Source organism: Thiorhodospira sibirica ATCC 700588, from assembly GCF_000227725.2.
In the GTDB taxonomy this organism is placed as follows: domain Bacteria; phylum Pseudomonadota; class Gammaproteobacteria; order Ectothiorhodospirales; family Ectothiorhodospiraceae; genus Thiorhodospira; species Thiorhodospira sibirica.
In genome coordinates this window covers 417,124-437,063 of sequence record NZ_MU255056.1, presented here as the reverse complement: position 1 = coordinate 437,063, position 19,940 = coordinate 417,124, and the positions used below count along the sequence as shown (strand labels likewise).

Annotated in this window: 17 protein-coding genes; 8 read left to right on the top strand and 9 right to left on the bottom strand. The window is 56.7% G+C overall.

Features of this window, described 5'->3' with window-relative positions; all coding sequences use genetic code 11:
- Positions 1 to 42: 42 nt before the first annotated feature.
- Together THISIDRAFT_RS02145 and THISIDRAFT_RS02140 are read right to left on the bottom strand one after the other, a co-directional pair.
- The gene (locus THISIDRAFT_RS02145) at positions 43 to 2,226 is read right to left on the bottom strand and encodes an HDOD domain-containing protein (protein WP_006788499.1); all 2,184 of its coding nucleotides are present in this window, start codon (positions 2,224 to 2,226) and stop codon (positions 43 to 45) included.
- A 131-nt stretch (positions 2,227 to 2,357) separates the two neighbouring features.
- A complete protein-coding gene (locus THISIDRAFT_RS02140; RefSeq protein WP_006788498.1) occupies positions 2,358 to 2,957 on the bottom strand; it encodes a Maf family protein in 600 nt (199 codons plus the stop codon).
- 185 nt (positions 2,958 to 3,142) lie between these two features.
- Between THISIDRAFT_RS02140 and THISIDRAFT_RS02135 the strand changes: the two genes are divergently transcribed.
- From THISIDRAFT_RS02135 to THISIDRAFT_RS15245, 4 genes are all read left to right on the top strand, one after another.
- Entirely contained in the window at positions 3,143 to 4,408 is a 1,266-nt protein-coding gene (locus THISIDRAFT_RS02135; protein ID WP_006788497.1) for a multiheme c-type cytochrome, read from the top strand.
- Between the two features lie 247 nt (positions 4,409 to 4,655).
- A complete protein-coding gene (locus tag THISIDRAFT_RS02130) occupies positions 4,656 to 5,462 on the top strand; it encodes an ABC transporter permease (protein WP_006788496.1) in 807 nt (268 codons plus the stop codon).
- Positions 5,440 to 5,610, top strand: a complete 171-nt coding sequence (locus THISIDRAFT_RS02125; RefSeq protein WP_006788495.1) for a hypothetical protein — start codon at positions 5,440 to 5,442, stop codon at positions 5,608 to 5,610. The genes THISIDRAFT_RS02130 and THISIDRAFT_RS02125 overlap by 23 nt, the downstream gene beginning before the upstream one ends.
- 137 nt (positions 5,611 to 5,747) lie before the next feature.
- On the top strand, positions 5,748 to 5,873 hold the full coding sequence (locus THISIDRAFT_RS15245) for a diguanylate cyclase domain-containing protein (protein WP_139064083.1): 126 nt from the start codon (positions 5,748 to 5,750) through the stop codon (positions 5,871 to 5,873).
- A 77-nt stretch (positions 5,874 to 5,950) separates the two neighbouring features.
- On the opposite strand, the gene THISIDRAFT_RS02115 is transcribed toward THISIDRAFT_RS15245, so the two are convergent.
- Positions 5,951 to 6,607 carry a restriction endonuclease subunit S gene (locus THISIDRAFT_RS02115; protein ID WP_006788494.1) on the bottom strand — a complete coding sequence of 219 codons (657 nt, stop codon included), beginning with the start codon at positions 6,605 to 6,607 and terminating at the stop codon, positions 5,951 to 5,953.
- A 398-nt stretch (positions 6,608 to 7,005) separates the two neighbouring features.
- On the opposite strand from THISIDRAFT_RS02115, the gene THISIDRAFT_RS02110 reads away from it, so the two are divergent.
- The 4 genes from THISIDRAFT_RS02110 (at position 7,006) to THISIDRAFT_RS02095 (ending at position 10,067) form a co-directional block, all read left to right on the top strand.
- A complete protein-coding gene (locus THISIDRAFT_RS02110) occupies positions 7,006 to 7,782 on the top strand; it encodes an MlaA family lipoprotein (RefSeq protein ID WP_006788493.1) in 777 nt (258 codons plus the stop codon).
- A 78-nt stretch (positions 7,783 to 7,860) separates the two neighbouring features.
- Positions 7,861 to 8,517, top strand: a complete 657-nt coding sequence (locus THISIDRAFT_RS02105; RefSeq protein ID WP_006788492.1) for an IS607 family transposase — start codon at positions 7,861 to 7,863, stop codon at positions 8,515 to 8,517.
- The gene (locus tag THISIDRAFT_RS02100) at positions 8,477 to 9,328 is read left to right on the top strand and encodes an RNA-guided endonuclease TnpB family protein (RefSeq protein WP_221913940.1); all 852 of its coding nucleotides are present in this window, start codon (positions 8,477 to 8,479) and stop codon (positions 9,326 to 9,328) included. Before THISIDRAFT_RS02105 ends, THISIDRAFT_RS02100 begins: the two co-directional genes overlap by 41 nt.
- 76 nt (positions 9,329 to 9,404) lie before the next feature.
- Entirely contained in the window at positions 9,405 to 10,067 is a 663-nt protein-coding gene (locus tag THISIDRAFT_RS02095) for a cytochrome b/b6 domain-containing protein (RefSeq protein ID WP_006788490.1), read from the top strand.
- Positions 10,068 to 10,101: 34 nt separating this feature from the next.
- Here THISIDRAFT_RS02095 and THISIDRAFT_RS02090 read toward each other — a convergent pair whose 3' ends face one another.
- The 6 genes from THISIDRAFT_RS02090 to THISIDRAFT_RS02065 all read right to left on the bottom strand — a co-directional run bounded on the left by THISIDRAFT_RS02090 (position 10,102) and on the right by THISIDRAFT_RS02065 (position 19,929).
- Entirely contained in the window at positions 10,102 to 12,333 is a 2,232-nt protein-coding gene (locus THISIDRAFT_RS02090; RefSeq protein WP_246585410.1) for a CHASE2 domain-containing protein, read from the bottom strand.
- A gap of 116 nt (positions 12,334 to 12,449) precedes the next feature.
- Positions 12,450 to 13,406: an acetyl-CoA carboxylase carboxyltransferase subunit alpha gene (locus THISIDRAFT_RS02085; RefSeq protein WP_006786323.1), complete on the bottom strand. Its 957-nt coding sequence runs from the start codon at positions 13,404 to 13,406 to the stop codon at positions 12,450 to 12,452.
- Positions 13,407 to 13,480: 74 nt separating this feature from the next.
- A complete protein-coding gene (locus THISIDRAFT_RS02080; RefSeq protein WP_006786322.1) occupies positions 13,481 to 14,563 on the bottom strand; it encodes an HD-GYP domain-containing protein in 1,083 nt (360 codons plus the stop codon).
- 98 nt (positions 14,564 to 14,661) lie between these two features.
- Positions 14,662 to 17,790, bottom strand: coding sequence for a PAS domain S-box protein (locus THISIDRAFT_RS02075; protein WP_006786321.1), 3,129 nt, complete (start codon positions 17,788 to 17,790; stop codon positions 14,662 to 14,664).
- 79 nt (positions 17,791 to 17,869) lie between these two features.
- Positions 17,870 to 19,582: an ATP-binding SpoIIE family protein phosphatase gene (locus THISIDRAFT_RS02070; RefSeq protein ID WP_139063943.1), complete on the bottom strand. Its 1,713-nt coding sequence runs from the start codon at positions 19,580 to 19,582 to the stop codon at positions 17,870 to 17,872.
- 41 nt (positions 19,583 to 19,623) lie between these two features.
- Positions 19,624 to 19,929 carry an STAS domain-containing protein gene (locus THISIDRAFT_RS02065; RefSeq protein WP_006786319.1) on the bottom strand — a complete coding sequence of 102 codons (306 nt, stop codon included), beginning with the start codon at positions 19,927 to 19,929 and terminating at the stop codon, positions 19,624 to 19,626.
- Between the last annotated feature and the right edge of the window lie 11 nt (positions 19,930 to 19,940).

Sequence of the window (19,940 nt, the reverse complement as noted above, 5' to 3'; positions counted from 1 at the left end):
AAACAGCACCGAAACAACGCCGCCACACGCGTAAGGTGCCGCTCAATCGGACTTTACCCCGGTGCTGGCTTCTGGGGCCGGGGTCGTAGCGGCGGCGTTAGTGCTGCCGGGCGCCAGTGTGAGCACCTCAGCTTTGTCTTTAGGGGCCTGCAGCAGCGCCTCCATCTCGTCTTCGCCCAGGCGATTGATATAGCTGGAGATTTGATCCAGATGCTCAAAGGGCGCGGCAATACCGGAAAAGATCAGATCCTTGTTTTTCGCCAGACTGCTGAAGGTCAGATTGCCAATCCCCAGCCAGCGTTCCCAATCGGATTGCTGCACCGCCATCGCGTCAATCTTATCCAGTGGAATATGATGCGCGGTATAGGAAAACAGGCCGTTGATCACTTCCAGGCCCTCATGACTGACCAGATAGCTACGCGCATAACGCGCCATCAGGCCGCCGATAAGCGAAAAGCCCAGCAAGGCGGTGCCCATCATCACAAACGCTGGCCCGAGCACCGGCGCAAAAATCGCAAGCAGGGCACTGCTGTGGGCAAAGTGGCTGGAGATCAGACTGAAGATCAGCAGACCCAGGCCGGTCAAGGTAGACAAGGCAAAGGGCCAGGCGGCTAACCAGGAGGGCGCGAACAGCAGTCCATTGGTCATGGCCTGACGCTGCGCCGGGCTGGGTACGCTAAAGCTGTTTGCCAGAACCGGGCTTGCTTCCTTGATCTGCCGTTTGCGCTGGATGATATAGCCATTGGCGGTTTGCTTGATCTGATAGCTGTGGCCAGTCTCACGCTCAAGCAATAAACGAAAGTCTTGCGCCTCGCGTAATTCCTTAAAGACGCGCTGCACTAAGCCCCGCTGCGTGGGCGTGGGCGCAGCAGCGGATTCTGGCGAGGCTTCAGCGACGGCGGCCTGCGCTTCGGCGGCGGATTTTTTTTTTGCCGGGGTGCTGTGGGTATCCGTTGCTGAATCCTGGCGTTTGCCCTTTTCCTGACCGGGCATGGTGGCGTTTCCTTTGAGAATGTCCATCGCTGCCTTGAGTTCTTCCTCCGATTCCTCAATCACATCCAGTTTCAGGGCCTCATTAGGCTGGCCAAGACTGAGCCGGGCAAAGGCCGGAACCTCGTTATACCGGGGTGATTCCTCTGCGCGTCCGATTTGCAGCGCATAATACAGCCGCGCCACCAGAACAATATCGCAATAATCAGCCACGCCATCGGCGGTTTCGCGCAGCCAGTGCATGGACTCACGCACCACCACGGCGATGTCTTCATCCAGTCCCCAGTGTTTGACAATCATCTCGCCGACATCGGTTTTCAGCGTGCTGATGATGCGTTCCAGCTCCTCGGCGGTCGGCTGCGCCTTGACTTGCTCCAGATAGCCGATGATCGGCAATTCGCCAATATCGCATAGCAAGCCGGCCAGCATCGCCCGTTCCGGGTCAAAACCTTGCACATGGCGGGCGATCACATAACTGAGCGCCGAGATATGCACGCTGCGCTCCCAAAGTTGCTGCAGGCGCTGCTTGAATAAGGCGGATTTGCTCTTGAACACATGACGAATCGCCAGGCTAAACACCATATTGCGGGTGGTTTCCAGCCCCAGGCGCACGATGGCATCGCGGACACTGTTGATCCGATTGAGGCCCGCATACATGCCGCTGTTGGCGCTGCGAATCAAGGCGGCGGTTGTTGCCATATCCACCTGAATCAAGCGCGAGAGTTTATTGGCATCAATATTGGGATCATTGACCATCTTTTTGATCTTGATCGCCATATCCGGCAAAACGGGCAATTCCAGTTTGCCGGAAAGATAGGCCTGATAGACCCCGGCAAAAATATCCCGATCCGTCTCGCTGATCTGGGGGTTTTGCTCGGCGTTTTCAGTCTGGGCATTGGCCTCATCTTCTTGTTTGAGCGTGGCATACAGCGCACGATCCAGACGCAGAATCTGGGTTTTTTCTGCCAATACCAGCAGATAATCCTCGCGGCTATCCTCCGCAAACAGCGGATGCAAGGCGCGTGAAGTACCTGCGTTAATCAAAATGGGCTCGCCGTCTTCCAGCAGTGTCACACTGCCTTTCAGCAGATACAAAAACCACTGCGCTTCATCGGCGCTGCGAAATTCCTGCTCCGGGTCGGCCAGCAGGATAGACCCCTCTTGGGCCAGCCGCTCGCGTTTGAGCGGGCTTAGCGCCTTGATGGGGTGAAGCTCATCAATAATCCGTGCAGACATGGCGTTAAACCGGTTAAAAGGTGAATGGTATGCTCATGGTGAAGCCTACAATAGAACAAGCAAAGGATGGGCCAAAATATGAGCACACCTCGACAACACAGGCCAAACGCATCCGCTGATCAACAAGGCGTTCAGTGGGGGTGGGTCAGCACACACAGACCCTCAGCGTGCAGCATCGTCACTAAACGGATCAAAGGCAAGCCAATCAAGGCGCTGGGATCATCACCTTGCATGCGTTCAAACAGCGCAATCCCCAAGGACTCTGATTTAAAACTACCGGCACATTGGTAGGGCTGTTCGCGCTGCAGATAGTGTTCAATCTGGGCATCGCTGAGCGGGCGGAACTGCACCTGATAGGCCACCTCATCCACCTGCAGATGGCCGCTGGCGCTATTGAGCAGGCACAGGCCGGTATGAAATACCACCCATTGCCCGCGTGCGGCCCGTAATTGCGCCACCGCATTGGCGTGATGGCCCGGTTTACCCAGAATCTGCCCATTGAGCAGCGCACACTGATCCGAGCCAATGATCAAGGCCTGCGGATGATGTGAAGCCACCGCCTGGGCCTTGGCGATGGCCAGACGCTGCACCAGTGCCGGAGCCGTCTCGTCGGGCTGCGGGCTTTCATCAATATCCGGGCTGACACACTGAAACTGCAGACCCAATTGGGCCAGAAGCTGCGCCCGAAAGGGTGAACTGGAGGCTAGCACTAAGGGGGGAATCTCACGCACAAAGGGGTTCTCAACACAAATTTGAAGGATGCCATTGATCTGCTGCGCACCCTTGCCAGGGGCTATTTGTCGATTTCCTGTCGCTAGTCAATGCAAATGTCCCTGCAATTTTAGCAAAGTGAGCACTGTGGCTCATATACGCCATAGTGTCCCATAACAATAACGTATTCGATAAGGAGTGTGCGATGTATATCATGTCTGGGTATCACCGGCTCAGGGCATCCCTTGTGCTGCTGGCTGGCAGTGTTGTGCTGTTCGGGCTATGTGCGCAAACCCCGCTCAAGGCGCAACCGCTGGAACCGCTGAATAGCCCGATCCATCGGTTATCGGCGGAGCATTGCCGGGAGTGCCATCGGGAAATCTACAACGAATGGGCGGCCTCCATGCATGCCAAATCCACGGCGCTGTACAGCCCGATTCATGAGGCCATGTATCGGCGTGAGGTCGGCGATCCGCGCCAGGACGGGCAGACCACCCGCAATGGCGCCTTTCCGGTATGCCTGCAATGTCATGCCCCGTCAGCAGCCATGGATGGGCGCACCAAGCTTGATGCCTTGCCGGTCTATGGCGAAGGCGTGACCTGCGTCACCTGTCATACGATGAAGAGCTATCAAGGGATTCACGCCCACGAAGGCGGCCAGATGAATCTGGGCATCAAGGCTTACAGCTTTTCTGAAGTTCTGCAAGGGCCTTCCGGACGGGTTTTCTCCACGCGCTTCATTCCACCGCCACCGCGCGGCATCGAGGCCATTGTACCCACCTTTCACCCCTTCCCGATGGAAGGCAATGCGGCCTTATTGCGCAGTGCAGATGCCTGCCTGGGCTGTCATGATCAGCGCAACAATCCGCACGGTGTGCCGTTGTGCATGACCGGTGCAGAATTTCGCCAGTCCAGCACCTTTAACTGCCAGCAATGCCACATGCCAGTGGTTGATGGCCGGGTTAGCCATAACTTCTACGGCGGCTATGATACCGCCATGCTGCGCCGTTCCGTGATCCTCACCATGCAGGCCGCACGGGAACAAGACAGCATAGAGGTCAACATCACCCTGCAAAACATGCTGCCGCACAATATGCCCACCGGCGCCCCGTTCCGTAACGCCTTTTTACGGGTGTCTGCCTATGACAGCTTCGGCATCCTGGTCTGGGCCAATTTCCGCCAACACCCCCTGCCCGAAGACCCCAAGGCCATGCTCATGCTCACCCTGGTGGATGAAGACGGCAAACCCGCACCCCCACCGCAGGCCAAGGCCATTGGTACCGACACCCGCCTGCAACCGCATGAATCCAGAGACTTTTTGTATCAGATACCGGCCCAAAACGTGGCCGTCGTGCGCACCGAGCTGTATTACGACCTGTTACTGCCCGCGATGAAAGTGATGTTTGACAACGTACCCGACGACCTGAAACAAGCCCGCGTCATTGCCAAATCTGAACAGCGTATCTATTAAGCCTAAAACCGTCTGAAAATGTGGCGGCATCATTTTGATGCCGCGCAAAAAAACTCCCCTCCTTCTCAAGGAGGGGTGCCCCGTCAGGGGCGGGGTGGTTAAAAAAGACTGAACACAAGACCCCCTCCCCGCCTGCGGCGGGACTCCCCCTTAACAGGGGGAGAGTTTTGGCCGCGTAGCGCCGGGTTTCTCGCGCCAAGATAGTGAATAGTTATACTATCAGCCTCTGTCAGAGGAAAATCGCTTAATGGTCATCTCGCTGTCTGTATTAGACTTGTCTTTAGCCTCAATACTGGTGTTGATCCTGGCCGGAATTAGCTGGCGTATGCACTTCGGCATCGAAAAACGCCTGCTCATTGCCTCGCTGCGTACTGTCATACAGCTGACGCTGATTGGTCTGGTGCTCAAAATCCTGTTCGATAACGCCACCTTGCTGTGGATCACCTTGATGGCAACCTTTATGCTGCTGCTGGCCGGGCGCGAGGTTATGGCCCGTCAGGAATTACGCTTTGCCGGTTGGTGGGGATTTGGGGTTGGCACGCTGTCCATGTTTCTGTCTTCCTTTGTGGTCACGCTGCTGGCCCTGGTGATCCTGATCCAACCGGAGCCGTGGTTCCTGCCACAATACGCCATTCCCCTGCTGGGGATGGTGCTGGGCAACACCATGAGCGGCATTGCCCTGGGACTGGATCGACTCACCACCTCCGCCCGTCAGCAACGCCAGATCATTGAAGCGCGCCTGATGCTCGGGCTACCCGCTGCCAAGGCCATTGAGCCCATCGTGCAAGACAGCATTCGCGTCGGCCTGGTGCCCATTATCAACGCCATGGCCGCCGCCGGTGTCATTACCCTGCCCGGCATGATGACCGGGCAAATCCTCGCGGGTATCCCGCCGATGGAAGCGGTCAAATATCAAATCTTGATCATGTTCCTGATCGCCAGCGGCACCGGCTTTGGCACCCTGCTCGCCGTGTGGCTGGGTTCCCGACGGCTCTTTGATGAGCGGGAACGTCTGCGACTGGATCGGCTGCATGGACTTTCACCGCATCCTTAAATGCCTTGTCCAGCGGATGCGGGCTGTTCTGCTGCTGTTGCTGTCAACGGGCATGATGGCCAATGCCCAGGCCCAATTTCCCCCGCTGAGCTTGTCTGGCGAGCAGACCTCGGTTGATCTGGGGGGGCTGGATCGCTTGGTATCCTGATCCGCTAGCGCAGGCGCGCATTGAAGACCTGAGCAGTTCGTCATCCTCTTGCCCGATACCCCGGCCAGCGGTGCCGTCCACTTCGCGGAACGCCTGCGCCAGCAAATCGCCACCCTCGAAATTGCCCCGGTCAACCGATTACCCTGAGCCAGGGCGTCACCCCCCACCAGACCACAGATCGCCTGGATGACCTGCTCAAACGCGCTGACGCCGCACTCTACCGCGCAAAAGAACAGGGCCAGGACCGGCTGGAACTTGGCTGATGGTCGCCATCATCGCAAACACCCGCGCAACGCCGTCTGATAACCGATACCTTTATGCGAACGCGCGTGTTTTTGGGTCATGTCTCCGCCTCAGGGCGGGGAAAGAGTTGTTGCATCAGCCCTTTTTTGTGCAATTTAAGGGCGTCGAGTTTGTCGGCTTGGGCGGTGATCAGGGCGTCGAGGGAGGAGAGGCAGTCGGCGATTTTTTGTTGTTCTTTTAGCTTTGGCAGGTAGACCGCGAGCTTTGAAATGTCGTCTTTTGTAAAGCCTTTAATAGCCATGCCTTGGCTAAATTTTTCTAGTACACTCCTGTTTGACGCAAGCAAATAGCCAATAAATTCAAGATTATCATTACATGGCGTGAAATTGGTAAAGTCTTGACTTGTGCAAACAGAAGATTTCATTATCGCAAGTTTTCCAACCCCAACACGAGACACAAGAAGAATTCTGTTCTTTGGCACTAGCTTTGTAGCTGATCTTTTCAGAGCTTCAGAAGTGATGAATCGGCTGATTTTAATTTCATGGATCGAGTCTTCTGATATGTCAGAGCTTGAAACCCATGGAATATTTCCTTTCCAAAAAGAGTCATTGCTTCTACTTGGCGTACCGCCGCCAGTAAATTCACCAATTTCTTCAAGCGGCTTTTCCTCCCACTCCCCCGCATCCTGAAACTCCGGAAACCGCAACCTCGGCACCAATCCACTCGTCTTTTTTTTCATCGTGTTGTCACTCATACGTTGTCAATCCTGAATTCTCGTGCCCATTTATCAAAGAGGGCATATATTCGCTGATTTTATGCGGTTGCATAACCCTCACGCACACAGCGCCCCCCATTTAACCCCCGCAGCGCCAAATCATCAAAGCCCGCCGGATGCTGAGGCTTTCCACCGCCAGCACCAGAGAACCTATGAAATCATGTGTGCAACGGCTTATCATGGCGTGCAGGTGCGGCGGGTATCCGCCTGTGCGCGACATAACGCCGTAGGCTTTGCGTGCGCGGGTGAGCGGTGATCCATAATGCCACGCGGGGACTCGGCGCTCCTATCCTTGATTTCATTGTTTAACCTTTAACGCCTTTGGAGGATCGGGACAGGAAAGCTTGCAGGCTATTCCGTCCGGATACGTTACGTTGATGAAAACCCTGTGTGTACGGTCTGTGTGGTCGCTTGGTTTGGCGGTGGTGTTGATGTGGTTTTTGGGGGGCTGTGCGAGTGTTCCGGCGGAATCGGCGCATCCGCGTGATCCGTGGGAGGGCTATAACCGGGCGATGTTTCAGTTCAATGATGCGGTGGATCGTGCGGTATTAAAGCCGGTGGCGCAGGGCTATGAGCAGGCGCTGCCCCAGCCGGTGCGCAATAGTGTGGGTAACTTTTTCTCTAACTTAAATGATGTGGTCGTGCTGTTGAATAATCTGTTGCAGGCCAAGCCGCATGATGCCGCCTCTGATTTGACCCGTTTGATCATGAACTCGACGTGGGGGGTGTTTGGGCTGTTTGATGTGGCAACGCCGATGGGATTGGCGAAAAACAATGAGGATTTCGGCCAGACGCTGGGGACCTGGGGGGTGTCTTCGGGGCCGTATCTAGTGTTGCCCTTGCTGGGGCCAAGCACCTTGCGTGATGGCCCGGCACGGGTGGTGGATAATCTGAGCAGCCCGCTGTATCACTACGATGAAACGGCCACGCGCAATGCCCTGGCGGTGGTTAAGCTGGTGGATATGCGTGCCGGATTTTTACCCACCGAGCGGGCGATGGAGTCGATGGTGACGGATCGTTATGCAGCCTTGCGGGATGCCTATCTGCAACGGCGCGATTTTTTGGTGCGTGATGGCGCCGTGGACACGCACGGCAGCGAGACGATGCTGGAAGAACTGGAAGCCCTGGAGGCGCTGGATTGGGAGGAGGAGTGAATCATGCCGCTCTGCGCCGCAGTGAGGGCTTGAACTGCTCGCTTAGAATTTACGCATATCTATGCTAATATTTCCAAAATGAAGAGATTAGTAAGCATAGGAGAAGCGGCCAAAGTGCTGGGCGTGTCCATCACGACCCTGCGGCGCTGGGAGGCCAAAGGCAAACTGGTTGCCGAGCATACGGCCGGCGGGCATCGTCGTTATGATCTAACCAAGCTGCGCCCGGATCTGTTTCGCGCTGGGGTCGATGCCGCCCGGCGTACCCTCGCCTACGCCCGCGTCTCCCGCCATGACCAGAAAGCCGACCTGGAACGCCAGAAGCAGGTGCTCGAACTGTATTGCGCTCGCCAGGGCTGGAGGTTCGAGTTAATCTCAGACCTCGGCTCGGGGATGAATTATCACAAGAAGGGACTCAAGCGTCTGCTCGACGAGGTGATTGAAGGGCACGTTGGGCGGCTGGTCATCACCCACAAGGATCGGCTACTGCGCTTTGGCGCGGAACTGGTGTTCGCGATCTGCGAAGCCAAGCAGGTCGAAGTCGTCATCCTCAACCAGGGTGAGGACACGACCTTTGAGGACGACCTGGTCAACGATGTGCTGGAGATCATCAGCGTCTTCTCGGCCCAGCTCTACGGAAGTTGCTCACACAAAAACCAGAAACTGCTGGACGACGTGAAACAGGCGGTCGAGGCACATGCTGATTGCTCACAAGATCGAACTGCGCCCAACACCTGAGCAGGCCGATTATCTCAACCGCGCTTGCGGCGTGCGTCGGCACTGTTACAACCAAATGCGCCAAGGTTTACGCTTTACCGGGCAGACCAAACAGGTCACGATCAGCAAGCGGGCAGGCCGGTTCTATGCTTCTATTCTGGTAGACACTGACGAATACAACCCACACGCCCCCGAACACGCTTCAGTCGGTGTTGATCTGGGTATCAAGGATTTAGCGACATTAAGCACCGGCGAAGTCATCCCCGCCAATCAGCGCCTTAAGAAACACCTCAAATATTTAAAGCGGCGGCAACGGAACCTGTCGCGCAAAGTGAAGGGTAGTCGTCGGAGCGCGAAAGCCAAGCGCTCCGTTGCACGACTGCACCAGCGGATCAGCCATCAACGTAAGGCCGTTTTACATGAGCTTTCCGATAAGCTGACCCGCACCTATCAGGTCATTACCCTGGAAGACCTGAATGTCTCCGGGATGATCAAAAACCATTGTCTTGCCCGCGCTATTGCCGATGCTGGCTTTGGCGAATTGCGGCGACAAATTGAATACAAAGCGGCGTGGCGTGGCGTGACTGTGATCTTTGCGAATCGGTTCTATCCGTCTTCAAAGACCTGTCACGCCTGCGGGAAAATCCATGACATGCCACTGAATCAGCGCACAATGGCGTGTGACTGTGGGCATGTAATGGATCGTGACCTCAATGCCGCAAAAAATTTAGACCGTTATGGTCTGGATCGTCTGGACGCGCTCAGGCCGGACGTTAAACGCACGCAAGAGCCAAGTCAGACTGCTTCGGCAGCATGGGTGTTGACGGCGTGAACAGACTTATTCAGCTTCGTGCAAGTTTGGGTAGGTTTTTATGAGTGGCTGCTCACCATTTAATGAGGAAAAATCAATGCGCAAACTGCGTGTCTGGGATCTGCCCACCCGCCTTTTTCACTGGCTCTTGCCGGTGCTCATCATCGGCCTTTGGTACACCGGCACACAAGGCAGCCTGATGCTGGAGTGGCATTTTTATCTGGGCTATGCCCTGATAGCCCTCATCGTTTTTCGCCTGCTCTGGGGCATCGTCGGCAGCCGCAGCGCCCGTTTTAGTGATTTTCTTTATGGGCCAAAAACCGTCTGGCATTATGTCCGCCATTGGCTTCGTCCGCAGGCTGCCTATCTGGGCCATAACCCCATCGGCGGCTGGATGACCGTGGTCATGCTCGTGATGCTCGCCACCACCGCCATCACCGGCCTGTTCGCCAACGATGATATTTTCATGAGCGGCCCGCTTGCCAGCGAGGTCAGCTACGCCACCCAGCGCGAAATGACCGGCCTGCACAAATGGCTGTTTGATGGATTGCTGGTACTGATCAGCCTGCATGTCCTGGCCATTGTCATGTACTGGCTGGTGCGTCGGGAAAACCTGTTGTCCCCGATGATCACCGGACGCAAGCAGATCAATGGCCCCCAGGAAAGCGATGAAATACGCTTTGCCAGCCTGACCTTGGCCGCTGTCCTGCTCGCTATCTGTGGCCTGGCCGTGTGGTGGGTGTTTGTGTATTGGTTTTGATGTTTCTATGTTTTGTGACTTACCAAGAAGTGTTTTATTTTTCGCTCAAGACCCAGCACCCGTCCCAGTCTGGGGCGGGTGGCTGGGTTTGCAGGGTGTGCAGGCGCTGGCGGTAATGGGCGTAGAGGGCGTTTGTCGGGTGGGTTTGTTGTAAGGTGTCTAGGTGAGTGCTGGCCTGTTGCCAATGTTGCTGGCGCAGGGCGTGTAAAAATTGCTGGAATTGTTGGACCTGTGCGTGTTGTGCCGGGGTTGCCTTGGCGATGGAGCACAGCGGTTGGTAGATGCGCACGGCGTGTTGTTTGCCTTTGACGCGCACCCAGTCTACTTCTTGCCAGAGGAAATGAGATTGGGTGAGGGCGTGCGTACGTTCGCCAACCAGCAGTGCAACACCATATTGCTTGCTGGCGCTTTCCAGGCGCGAGGCGAGGTTGACGGCATCACCCAGGACGGTATAGGCGCGGCGGTATTGGGAGCCCATGTCGCCAACATTCATCAGGCCCGTGTTGATGCCAACGCCGATGCGCACCTGTGGCCAGCCTTTGCGGATAAAGCTCTGGCTGAGCCGTTGGGTTTCGTTGAGCATTTCCAGGGCGGCCTCGATGGCATGGTGTGCGTGTTCGGGGTCGTTTACCGGCGCGCCCCAAAAGGCCATGATCATATCGCCGACATATTTGTCGATGGTGCCCTGCTGGGCAAAGATGATCCGCGTCATCGGGGTAAAGTACTGATTGAGAAACTGTTTGAGCGCATCGGCGCGCAGTTGCTCGGAGAGCTGGGTAAAACCACGAATATCGGCAAATAATACCGTCAGCTCGCGGGACTGTCCGGCAAAGCCAAATTGCCCCGGCCGCTCGCTCATGTGTTCGACCAGCGCGGGTGGCACGTATTGCCCGAACATATTTTTAAGGCGTTGCCGGGTACGGGTTTCAAAGAAAAAGCCCCAGCCCATGTTGAAGACCAGCAAGACGGCCATCAATAGCAGTGGCCCGGCGCTGTCAAGTACCAAGCCGTGCCAGATCCACAGCGCGGTGTTAAGCCCTACGATTACAAGCCCTACACACACAGCCAGCGCCAGTTGCCACACGACGCTCAGTGATGGCAATAACAGTGCCAGCAGTAGCCCGGCCATCAGGAAATACACGTTTTGTGCGCCAGGCGCCCAACTGGGTTGCACCAGATAGGCTTCGCCCAGAATGGCCGTGAGTACGTTGGCCTGGATTTCTACGCCCGGATAGGCCGCTTGCAGAGGGATGGTGCGCAGATCAAACAGACCCGGCGCGGTGGTGCCCACGAGCACGATGGCCCCGGCCAGCATGTGCGGGTCAACCTCACCGGCCAGAACGTGGGCGGCGGAGACATAGGGAAAGTGGCCAAATGGCCCACGATAGGGCACCAGCATTTGCCCCTGGCCATCGGTGGGGATGTTGACATCCAGATCCAGTTGCACCGAACGCAGCGCATCAAATCCCTGGATGGTTTCGGTGTACAGGCGTAGCTGTTCTAAAAACAGGTATTGGCGCACCGTTTCCACCGCCAGCGAGGGGTAAAGCTGTCCCTCATACAGGGCCAGCAAGGGCACGCGGCGGATGACGCCATCACGATCTGGATGCAGGCTGAAAAACCCCGCGCTCCCGGCGGCCTGCATTAAGATCGGCAGAGGTGCGGAATAGCTCTGCATGGGGGAAATGGACAGACGCAAACCCTCAAGCGGTGGCTCGGTGTGTAGCGGGGATGGCAGCTGGCCGATGGGCGATATCTGATCCTGGGGGCGAAAGACATAGCCCAATACGGTGGGCTGGCGGGCGAGGGCTTCACTGAAGATACGCTCCTGATCCAGCTGTGGACGCAGGCCATCCAGAGCCTGTTGCAGGCTTGAATCCTTCAGGTGCGCGCGAATTTGATCCACCGGGTTGTGCTGTGCCTCGGCAAAGAGGATATCAAAGACCACCAGCGCCACCTCGGCGGCCTGCAAATGCATCAGCAATGTCGCCAGACGCTCACGCGGCCAGGGCCAGTGGCCTTCGCGCTGCAGGGATAACTCGTCAATATCTACAATCACCAGCGGCGGGACGGAGGCGCGCAAGGAGGGAGGAGGCAAGCCGTGCAATGTCTGGTCATAAGCCATTAGCTGCAGACGCTGGTAAAGCTCATCAAACCCTGATCCCCCGCCGCTCGGCAGCAGGATTACGCCGCACACCCCCAGCACGCCGAGGATGCGGGCCAGATGGCGTGCCCGGCTACGGCTTAGTGCGGCGATCTTCCACACGTTCAAAGACCTTGCGCCATGCCTTGCCAAGCGCGCATCCGGCGGGCACACGGTCGGCGAACGGCTGCGCCGGACTTAGGCCTGCCTAGACCAGCCACCGGCGCCGATGTCTGGCCTTAGTCCTTGAATTGTCCATAGTCCATGATGCGCTGGTAACGCCGAGCGCATAGTGTATCCAGATCCATGCTTTGCATCTCGGCCAGGGCTTGACCCAAAGCCTCGCCCAGATGATGGGCCATGAGTTCCAGATCGCGGTGCGCACCGCCCAAAGGTTCGGGGATGATATGATCAATCAGCCCCAGTTCTTTCAAGCGGGCGGAGGTGATGCCCAGTGCCTCGGCCGCATCGGCGGCCCGGTCGGCGCTTTTCCACAAAATGGAGGCACAGCCCTCCGGCGAAATCACCGAGTAAGTGCTGTATTCCAGCATCATCACCCGATCGCCCACACCGATGGCCAGCGCCCCGCCTGAGCCGCCCTCGCCCACCACCGTGCAGATAATCGGGGTGCGCAGCCGCGACATTTCCAGCAGGTTGCGGGCAATCGCCTCGCTCTGGCCGCGTTCTTCGGCACCCACGCCGGGATAGGCCCCTGGTGTGTCAATAAAGGTGATCACCGGCAGGGCAAAGCGCTCGGCCAGATGCATCAGGCGCAAGGCTTTACGATAGCCCTCCGGGCGCGGCATCCCAAAATTGCGGCGCAGTTTTTCCTTGGTATCGCGGCCTTTTTGATGCCCGATCACCATCACTGGCTGACCGGCAAAGCGCGCCATGCCGCCGACAATCGCCGGGTCATCGGCAAAGGCCCGATCCCCGTGCAGCTCATGAAAATCTCTGAATAATAAAGGCAGATAGTCCAGCGTGTAGGGACGCCGGGGATGCCGGGCAATCTGGGAGATCTGCCACGGGGTGAGCTTGGCAAAGATGGATTCTGTCAGGGTTTTGCATTTGGCCTGCAGGCGCGAGATCTCATCGTGGATATTGATCTCGGCATCATTGCCTACATAGCGCAACTCTTCGACCTTGGCCTCAAGTTCGGCAATGGGTTGTTCAAAATCAAGAAAATCAGGATTCAAAGCTCAGTTCTCCATCAAAAAATCCGCTCAGTGTGCCAGAAATGGGCAAGACAGGGACACGCTTTCTGCCCCGTTCACGGGGTTTGCTGGTTTTCCGGTTCCGAGAAACGCTCCCGGATGGCCAGAATTTCTGGCAGCCGCTCTTCAAAATGCGCCACAATCTGCGGGTCGAAATGACGTCCGTTATTCTCGCGGATATAGTTCAGCGCATCTTCAACCGTCCAGGCGCGTTTATAGGGCCGCTCTGAGGTCAGCGCGTCGAAAACATCAGCAATAGCCACAATGCGCCCCACCAGGGGAATCTGATCCCCAGCCAGGCCACGCGGATAACCGGCACCATCCCAGCGTTCATGATGGGTCAGGGCGATTTCGCGGGCCATCACCAAAAGGTCTGAATCATCACCATCCAGAATATGGGCACCGATGGTGGCGTGGGTTTTCATGATCTCCCACTCCTCGGGGTCCAATTTTCCCGGTTTGAGCAAAATGCCATCCGGGATGCCAATCTTGCCGATGTCGTGCATGGGGCTGGCGTGTAACATGCGTTCAGTGTCCGCTTCATTCCAGCCCAGTGATTTGGCCAACAGGGCGCAGGTGTGACTCATGCGCAGAATGTGAAAGCCGGTTTCGTTGTCGCGGTATTCGGCCGCCCGCCCCAGGCGTTGCACCACCTGCAGGCGGGTATTGCGCAATTCCTGGGTGCGCGCATGGACCAGTTGTTCAAGCATCTGCTTTTGGTCATGCAGCAGGCGGCGCCCGAGCTGCACATCCAGCAGATTGCGCACCCGCGCCAGCAATTCCATGCGGTCAAAGGGTTTACTGAGGAAATCACGCGCCCCGCCGGTGAGGGCGCGCAAGACAAAATCACGCCCGTATTGTGCGGTGAGTACGAGAATTGGGGGCAAGATGGGGTCATTGCGCGCCAGCAGTTTCTCCATCACCCCGAAGCCGTCAATATAGGGCATGTTCAGATCCAGGATGATCAGATCAAAACGCTGGCTGACGTAGATGTCTTCGACCTCGCGGGGGTCCCGAATCAACACCAGATGACGGTAACCTTCGCTGCGCAGGGTGCGGTCAATCAGCGTGAGATTGGCGGGTTCATCATCAACCACCATGATGGTTGCAGATAAAAGACCTACGTAAGAGTCTGTCATGGCACACTCGCTTCGTCATTTAAAGATAAATTAAAACAATTCACTGCGCTTAACTGCCTGCGCGTCTGATCCATGGCATACGAAATGCGCCGGGGCGATCACTTAGGTGCGTTTTTTCGTGCCAGAACGGTGTCAATCGTATCCAAAAGTCGGGTGACATTCACCGGCTTGGTCAGATATTCATCAAACCCGGCCGCCTGGCCACGTTCAATATCGCGGGTGGTGGCATTGGCCGTCACTGCCACCACCGGGATTTTGGCGGTGACTGAATCAGCGCGCAGTTCTGCCAAAACCCCATAGCCATCCAGACCTGGCATGTTGATGTCCAGCAAGATGAGATCCGGGCGGTGAATGGTCGCCAGCTCCAGCCCCAGCCCTGGAGTCGGTGCCTGCAACAAGCGGATTTGCGGGCGCAGGGTGAGGACATGGGCAATCAGCTTCAGATTCGAGGGATTGTCTTCGATGTGCAAAACAATGTGCAAGGAGTCGGGATCAAGGTCATTTTCCCACTCCATATCTTCAACCGGTACCGCCAGCTCTGCCGTTTCATTGGGCGGCGCCTGGGCGATGGGCAATTCAATCCAGAAGGTGGAGCCTTTGCCGGGCAGACTGGAAAAACCGATTTCGCCGCCCATCATTTCAATCAGGCGCTTGCTGATGACCAGCCCGATACCAGTGCCTTCCACCCCACTGATTTCCGCGCCCAGGCGGTTAAACGGTTGAAAAATCTCGGCCTGCCGATCTGGCCGGATACCGACACCACTGTCGCTGACCTCCAGACGAACCACCTGTTTGGATGAGGCGCTGCTTACCGGGCGAATCAAGACCCAGCCCTGTTTGCGATTGTATTTGATGGCATTGGACAGCAGGTTGATCACCACCTGCTTAAGGCGCATCCGATCGGCCAGCACCATACGTTCGGTAAAGGGCTCAACCTCCAGACGCACGCCCTGCTGTTCTGCCAGCGGCTGCACCAGCATCACGCACTCATCCACCAGATCCGGACACGGCACCGCTTCCAGCGACAGATCCACGCGCCCGGCCTCGACCTTGGCCAGATCCAGCACCTCGTTGATCAGTTCCAGCAGATGCCGTCCGGCCTTGAGGATTTCCTGCAGATTATCCTGCTGTTCCTCGCCCAGGGTGTTGTCATATTCCAGCAGCTGGGCAAAACCTAAAATGGCATTCATCGGGGTACGCAGCTCATGGCTCATGCGCGATAAAAATTCCGATTTAGCCTGATTGGCGCGCTCGGCCTCTTCTTTTGCCTCCTGCATTGCCACTTCGCTGAGCTTGCGCTGGGTGATGTCTTGATGTGACAGCACCGCATAGCGGCGCCCGGAATGCTGGTCATCCAGGGGGGTGATGCGCACCAGAAAATAATAGCCCTGCAGCGGATCGGGCAGGATGTATTCGGTTTCATAGCTATTGAGGGCACCGCTCAACACCGCCCGAATGCCTCGGGCAATGCGCAGTGCATCGTCGCGGTGCGGGCCTTCGGTGGCCTCACAAATGGCCAGATAATCCACCCCGTCCCAGCACAGACCGGCATTAAAGCCGGTCATCATCGCGTGTTCGCGCCAGGAACGGTTGACGGTGATAATGCGCCCCCGCTCATCAAGGACGCAGATATGCGCCCGCAAGGCATCTATGGTGGACTGCGCCAGTTTGTTGGCCTGTTTTTCTGAGGTTTGTGCCTGGCGCAATGCGGTGAAATCCTGCGCAATCCCCGCCATTTTAATCGCCCGGCCCTGCGTATCCAGCTCCACGGCACCGCGCAATGACAGCCAATGAATACTGCCATCGGGCCAGACGCAGCGGTATTCAATATCGTATTTGGCTTTTTGCTCAACCGCAGCATCAATGGCCGCCAGTACGCGGGGACGATCCTCGGCATGGACGGCGCTGATAAAGCGCTCAAAGGACGACTTGTGGCTTTCCAGCGGCAAGCCCAGCAAGGCCGGCATCAATTCCGACCAGTAAAAAGAGCCGTGGAGAATATCCCATTCCCAGGTGGCGATATGGGCATAGCGTTGACTGCGGCGCAGGCGCTCTTCACTTTCTTCCAGGCGCTGCAGGGTGCGTTGATAGGGCGTCAGATCAGTGCCGGTGCTGATCAGGCATTGCTCGCCATTGGATTCAAAGACCACACCCTGAAAATAAAAGGAGATGGCCTCGCCTTCCCGGGTGAGTAAATCGGCCTCGGTGGAGGCATAGCCTTTCTCAAAGCCTTGCTGAATGCATTTTTCAATACACGCGACATCAGCGGGCGCAAACAGGGTCTGTAGTGTCATACGGCTCAGCTCAGCCGCACTGTAGCCGGTGACACGACTTAACTGTTCATTGCTTTTGAGCAGGTTTCCGGCACGGTCAATGACAAAAAACAGGGCGGGAATGGCATTGATGGCGGCTTCAATAAAATGGCGTTCGGCGTCCAGGGCCTGCTGGGTTTCTAAGTGCTCGGTGACATCGTTTTGGATGCCGACAAAGTGGGTGATGGTGCCGGTTTCATTACGCACCGGGGTGATGCTGAGCTGATTCCAGAAAGGCGTGCCATCCTTGCGGTAATTACGCAGCAGCGTTTTGCTGGGTTTGCCTTCATGCAGCGCCTGGCGCAAGACGTCTAAGGCGGTTTGTTCGGTATCGTCGGCCTGCAGGAAACGACAGTTTTTCCCCAGAATCTCTTCACGACGATAGCCGGTGAGTTGCTCAAAGGCTTGGTTGATATAGACCAGCGGCATCTCCGGGTCGCTGGCATCGGCAATGGCAATGCTATCGGGGATGGCATTCAGGGCGCGGCGTTGACAGCTTAAGGTGGCCTCGCTTCGGCGAATGTGTGAGACATCGGTGCTCAGGGCGATATAATGCGTGATATTTTGCTGCGCATTCCGGCGCGGTACGATGGTGGTCTGTAGCCATAACAGCGCACCATCGCGGTGCCGGTTACACAGCTCGCCCTGCCAGATGACGCCGCTGCTGATGTCAGCCCACAACTGCGCGTAAAATTCCTTGGCATGTTGGCCGGATTGCAGGCAGCGATGATTCTGACCCAGTATCTCGGCAGCCGCATAGCCGCTAGTCTCGCAAAAGCGCTGATTGACATAGGTTATCGTCCCTGCAGCATCGGTGATACTCACCAGCACATGCGCCCCGAGGATTTTTTCCAGTTCCTCGGGGGTTGCCAACAGGGAAACAAGCCCTAAAGCCTCAAGATGCTGCGTCGTCAAAGGGGTCTCAATTTAAGTCTTAAAAATGATGGAATTTACTACCTCATGGCCGTTATGGGCGCGGGCCTATAAGCGGCACTTACCAGCGATACACCGCTTCCACTTCGTTGCCTTGCTGGTTGTAATGAATGGATTCACAAAGACTGCGCACCAGGGTGATACCCCGCCCCCACGGGCGCTTGGCATCCGGGGTCTGGTTGAGGTTTTGTGCCGGGAAACCCCCTTGCGTGACGGCAAAACCAGGCCCTGAGTCGCGCAGACGAATCTTCACGCAGCCCCCTGCAGCAACCGGCTCATAAATCAGTTCGATGAATACACAGCCCTTGACGCCTTGCTGCAGGCGTTTGGCGCGCTCGGTATAGTACAGTTCAAAGCCGTTGGAGGTGGATTTCATCGCCGAATCCAGTCCCAGGACGCCATGTTCCAGCGCATTGGTATACAGCTCTGAGATGATGATTTCCAACGCGCCGATATGTGGTTCCAGCCCGTCGAGCAGTTTGAGCGAACCCAATGCGCCCTGTAACGAGGACATCGCGCCCAGATAACTGTCACACAGCTCCAAAGACCAATGCCAACTTCCCTGTCCGGGGGGGGGGGCGTGATGCCTTTCGTGTTTTTCGGGGAGATTGATCAGGTCGGTGCCAATCGGGATTTCCAGGGCGGTGATGTCGTCGCTTTGCACGGTATGGCCGCAATGCTGATCCAGCGCATGAATCAAGGCAGGCAGCATCGCCTCCTTGGAGGCCAGCGCTTGTTTAAGACCATCGAAGGTGGTATCGACAAAGAGCCGTTCCTGCGCATCGACCGCTTCCAGCACGCCATCACTCATCAGCAGCAGGCGTTCTCCGCCTTTGAGTGGAATCTGCATCAGGCTGTCTTTTTCCGGGGGCTCCGCAAGAATGCCCAGCGGCAGTGCCTTGGCGTGAAATTCCTGCAAACCCTGGGCAGTGACCAGCAGGGCAGGGGGCATACCGCCATTCCACAGGCGTAATTCATGCAAATCAGCAGGGATGGAGACCAGACAAGCCGCCATAAAGCGGTCTGCGGGGAGCAGGGTGTGGAGTTTGCGATTAAGCTCGGCCAACAGCAGCAGATCATCAACCCCCTTGGCGCTCATCGCATGAAAGATCTCGGCCACCGGCATGGCGCCAATCGCCGCCGCCAGTCCGTGCCCGGTAAAATCGGCCACCAGAATGCGCAAGCCGCCATCGGGCAAGTGCGCGGTTAAAATCAAGTCCCCGCAAAAGGTGTCTGCCGCCCGCTGCAAAAAACCCAGTGATTCAACGGCGACATTACGGGTACCCACTACATGGCTGAAAATCCGCTCCGCCAGGGCCTGTTCCTGCTGTTCACGCGAATAGCGCTGACTGAGTTCAACATGCTGCGATTCCAGATGGCGGTAGAGGTCGCGCACTCGCTCCATGGAAGCGATGCGCGCCTTGAGAATCGCCAGATTAAAGGGTTTGGAGATAAAGTCATCCCCGCCGGCCTCAATACAGCGCACCAGCGATTGCTCATCACTTAAGGCGGTGAGAAAGATGATCGGAATAAACCGCCCGCACAGCACCTCACGAATGCGCCGCGTGGTTTCATAGCCGTCGATGCCAGGCATCATCACATCCATGAAGATAATGTCTGGGGTTTGCTGGGTGAAAATTGCCAGGGCCTCTTCCCCATCGGCTGCATGCAGACAATGAAATCCCTCGCGCACCAGCACAGCGCCCAATAAACGACGATTGGTAGCCTCATCGTCAACGATCATCGCCGTGCCGCGTGGCGCTTTTGCGGACATTTCAGGAGTGGGATGCGTGGTTGATGGCTGCACAGGCTTGCTCAAAGAATCGTAAACAGACGGCCAAAGTTGGCGATATCCAGGACCCGGCGCACCTCGGAGGTCGCCCCTTTGATGGACACCTTGGCATTTTCATCGCCGGCGCGCTCACGCAGCAGCAAAAGCATTCCCAGGGCGGAGCTGTCCAGATAGCTGGCACCGCTTAGGTCAATCAGATACTCGTGGACTTTGCCCGTTTGTTCTTTGTAGGCATCGCGAAAAGCCTTGTGCTGGGAAAAATCAAAACGCCCCTGAATCACGATGACAAGACGCTTGCCGTTGTCTTCCACTCTACGTTCAATGCTCATCTATTCATACT

Excerpts from the sequence above, each read along its gene's own strand:
- THISIDRAFT_RS02145 (WP_006788499.1), bottom strand. The coding sequence starts at position 2,226 with ATGTCTGCACGGATTATTGATGAGCTTCACCCCATCAAGGCGCTAAGC.
- THISIDRAFT_RS02135 (WP_006788497.1), top strand. The coding sequence starts at position 3,143 with ATGTATATCATGTCTGGGTATCACCGGCTCAGGGCATCCCTTGTGCTG.
- THISIDRAFT_RS02130 (WP_006788496.1), top strand. The coding sequence starts at position 4,656 with ATGGTCATCTCGCTGTCTGTATTAGACTTGTCTTTAGCCTCAATACTG.
- THISIDRAFT_RS02125 (WP_006788495.1), top strand. The coding sequence starts at position 5,440 with ATGGACTTTCACCGCATCCTTAAATGCCTTGTCCAGCGGATGCGGGCT.
- THISIDRAFT_RS02115 (WP_006788494.1), bottom strand. The coding sequence starts at position 6,607 with ATGAGTGACAACACGATGAAAAAAAAGACGAGTGGATTGGTGCCGAGG.
- THISIDRAFT_RS02110 (WP_006788493.1), top strand. The coding sequence starts at position 7,006 with ATGAAAACCCTGTGTGTACGGTCTGTGTGGTCGCTTGGTTTGGCGGTG.
- THISIDRAFT_RS02105 (WP_006788492.1), top strand. The coding sequence starts at position 7,861 with ATGAAGAGATTAGTAAGCATAGGAGAAGCGGCCAAAGTGCTGGGCGTG.
- THISIDRAFT_RS02100 (WP_221913940.1), top strand. The coding sequence starts at position 8,477 with ATGCTGATTGCTCACAAGATCGAACTGCGCCCAACACCTGAGCAGGCC.
- THISIDRAFT_RS02095 (WP_006788490.1), top strand. The coding sequence starts at position 9,405 with ATGCGCAAACTGCGTGTCTGGGATCTGCCCACCCGCCTTTTTCACTGG.
- THISIDRAFT_RS02080 (WP_006786322.1), bottom strand. The coding sequence starts at position 14,563 with ATGACAGACTCTTACGTAGGTCTTTTATCTGCAACCATCATGGTGGTT.
- THISIDRAFT_RS02070 (WP_139063943.1), bottom strand. The coding sequence starts at position 19,582 with ATGTCCGCAAAAGCGCCACGCGGCACGGCGATGATCGTTGACGATGAG.
- THISIDRAFT_RS02065 (WP_006786319.1), bottom strand. The coding sequence starts at position 19,929 with ATGAGCATTGAACGTAGAGTGGAAGACAACGGCAAGCGTCTTGTCATC.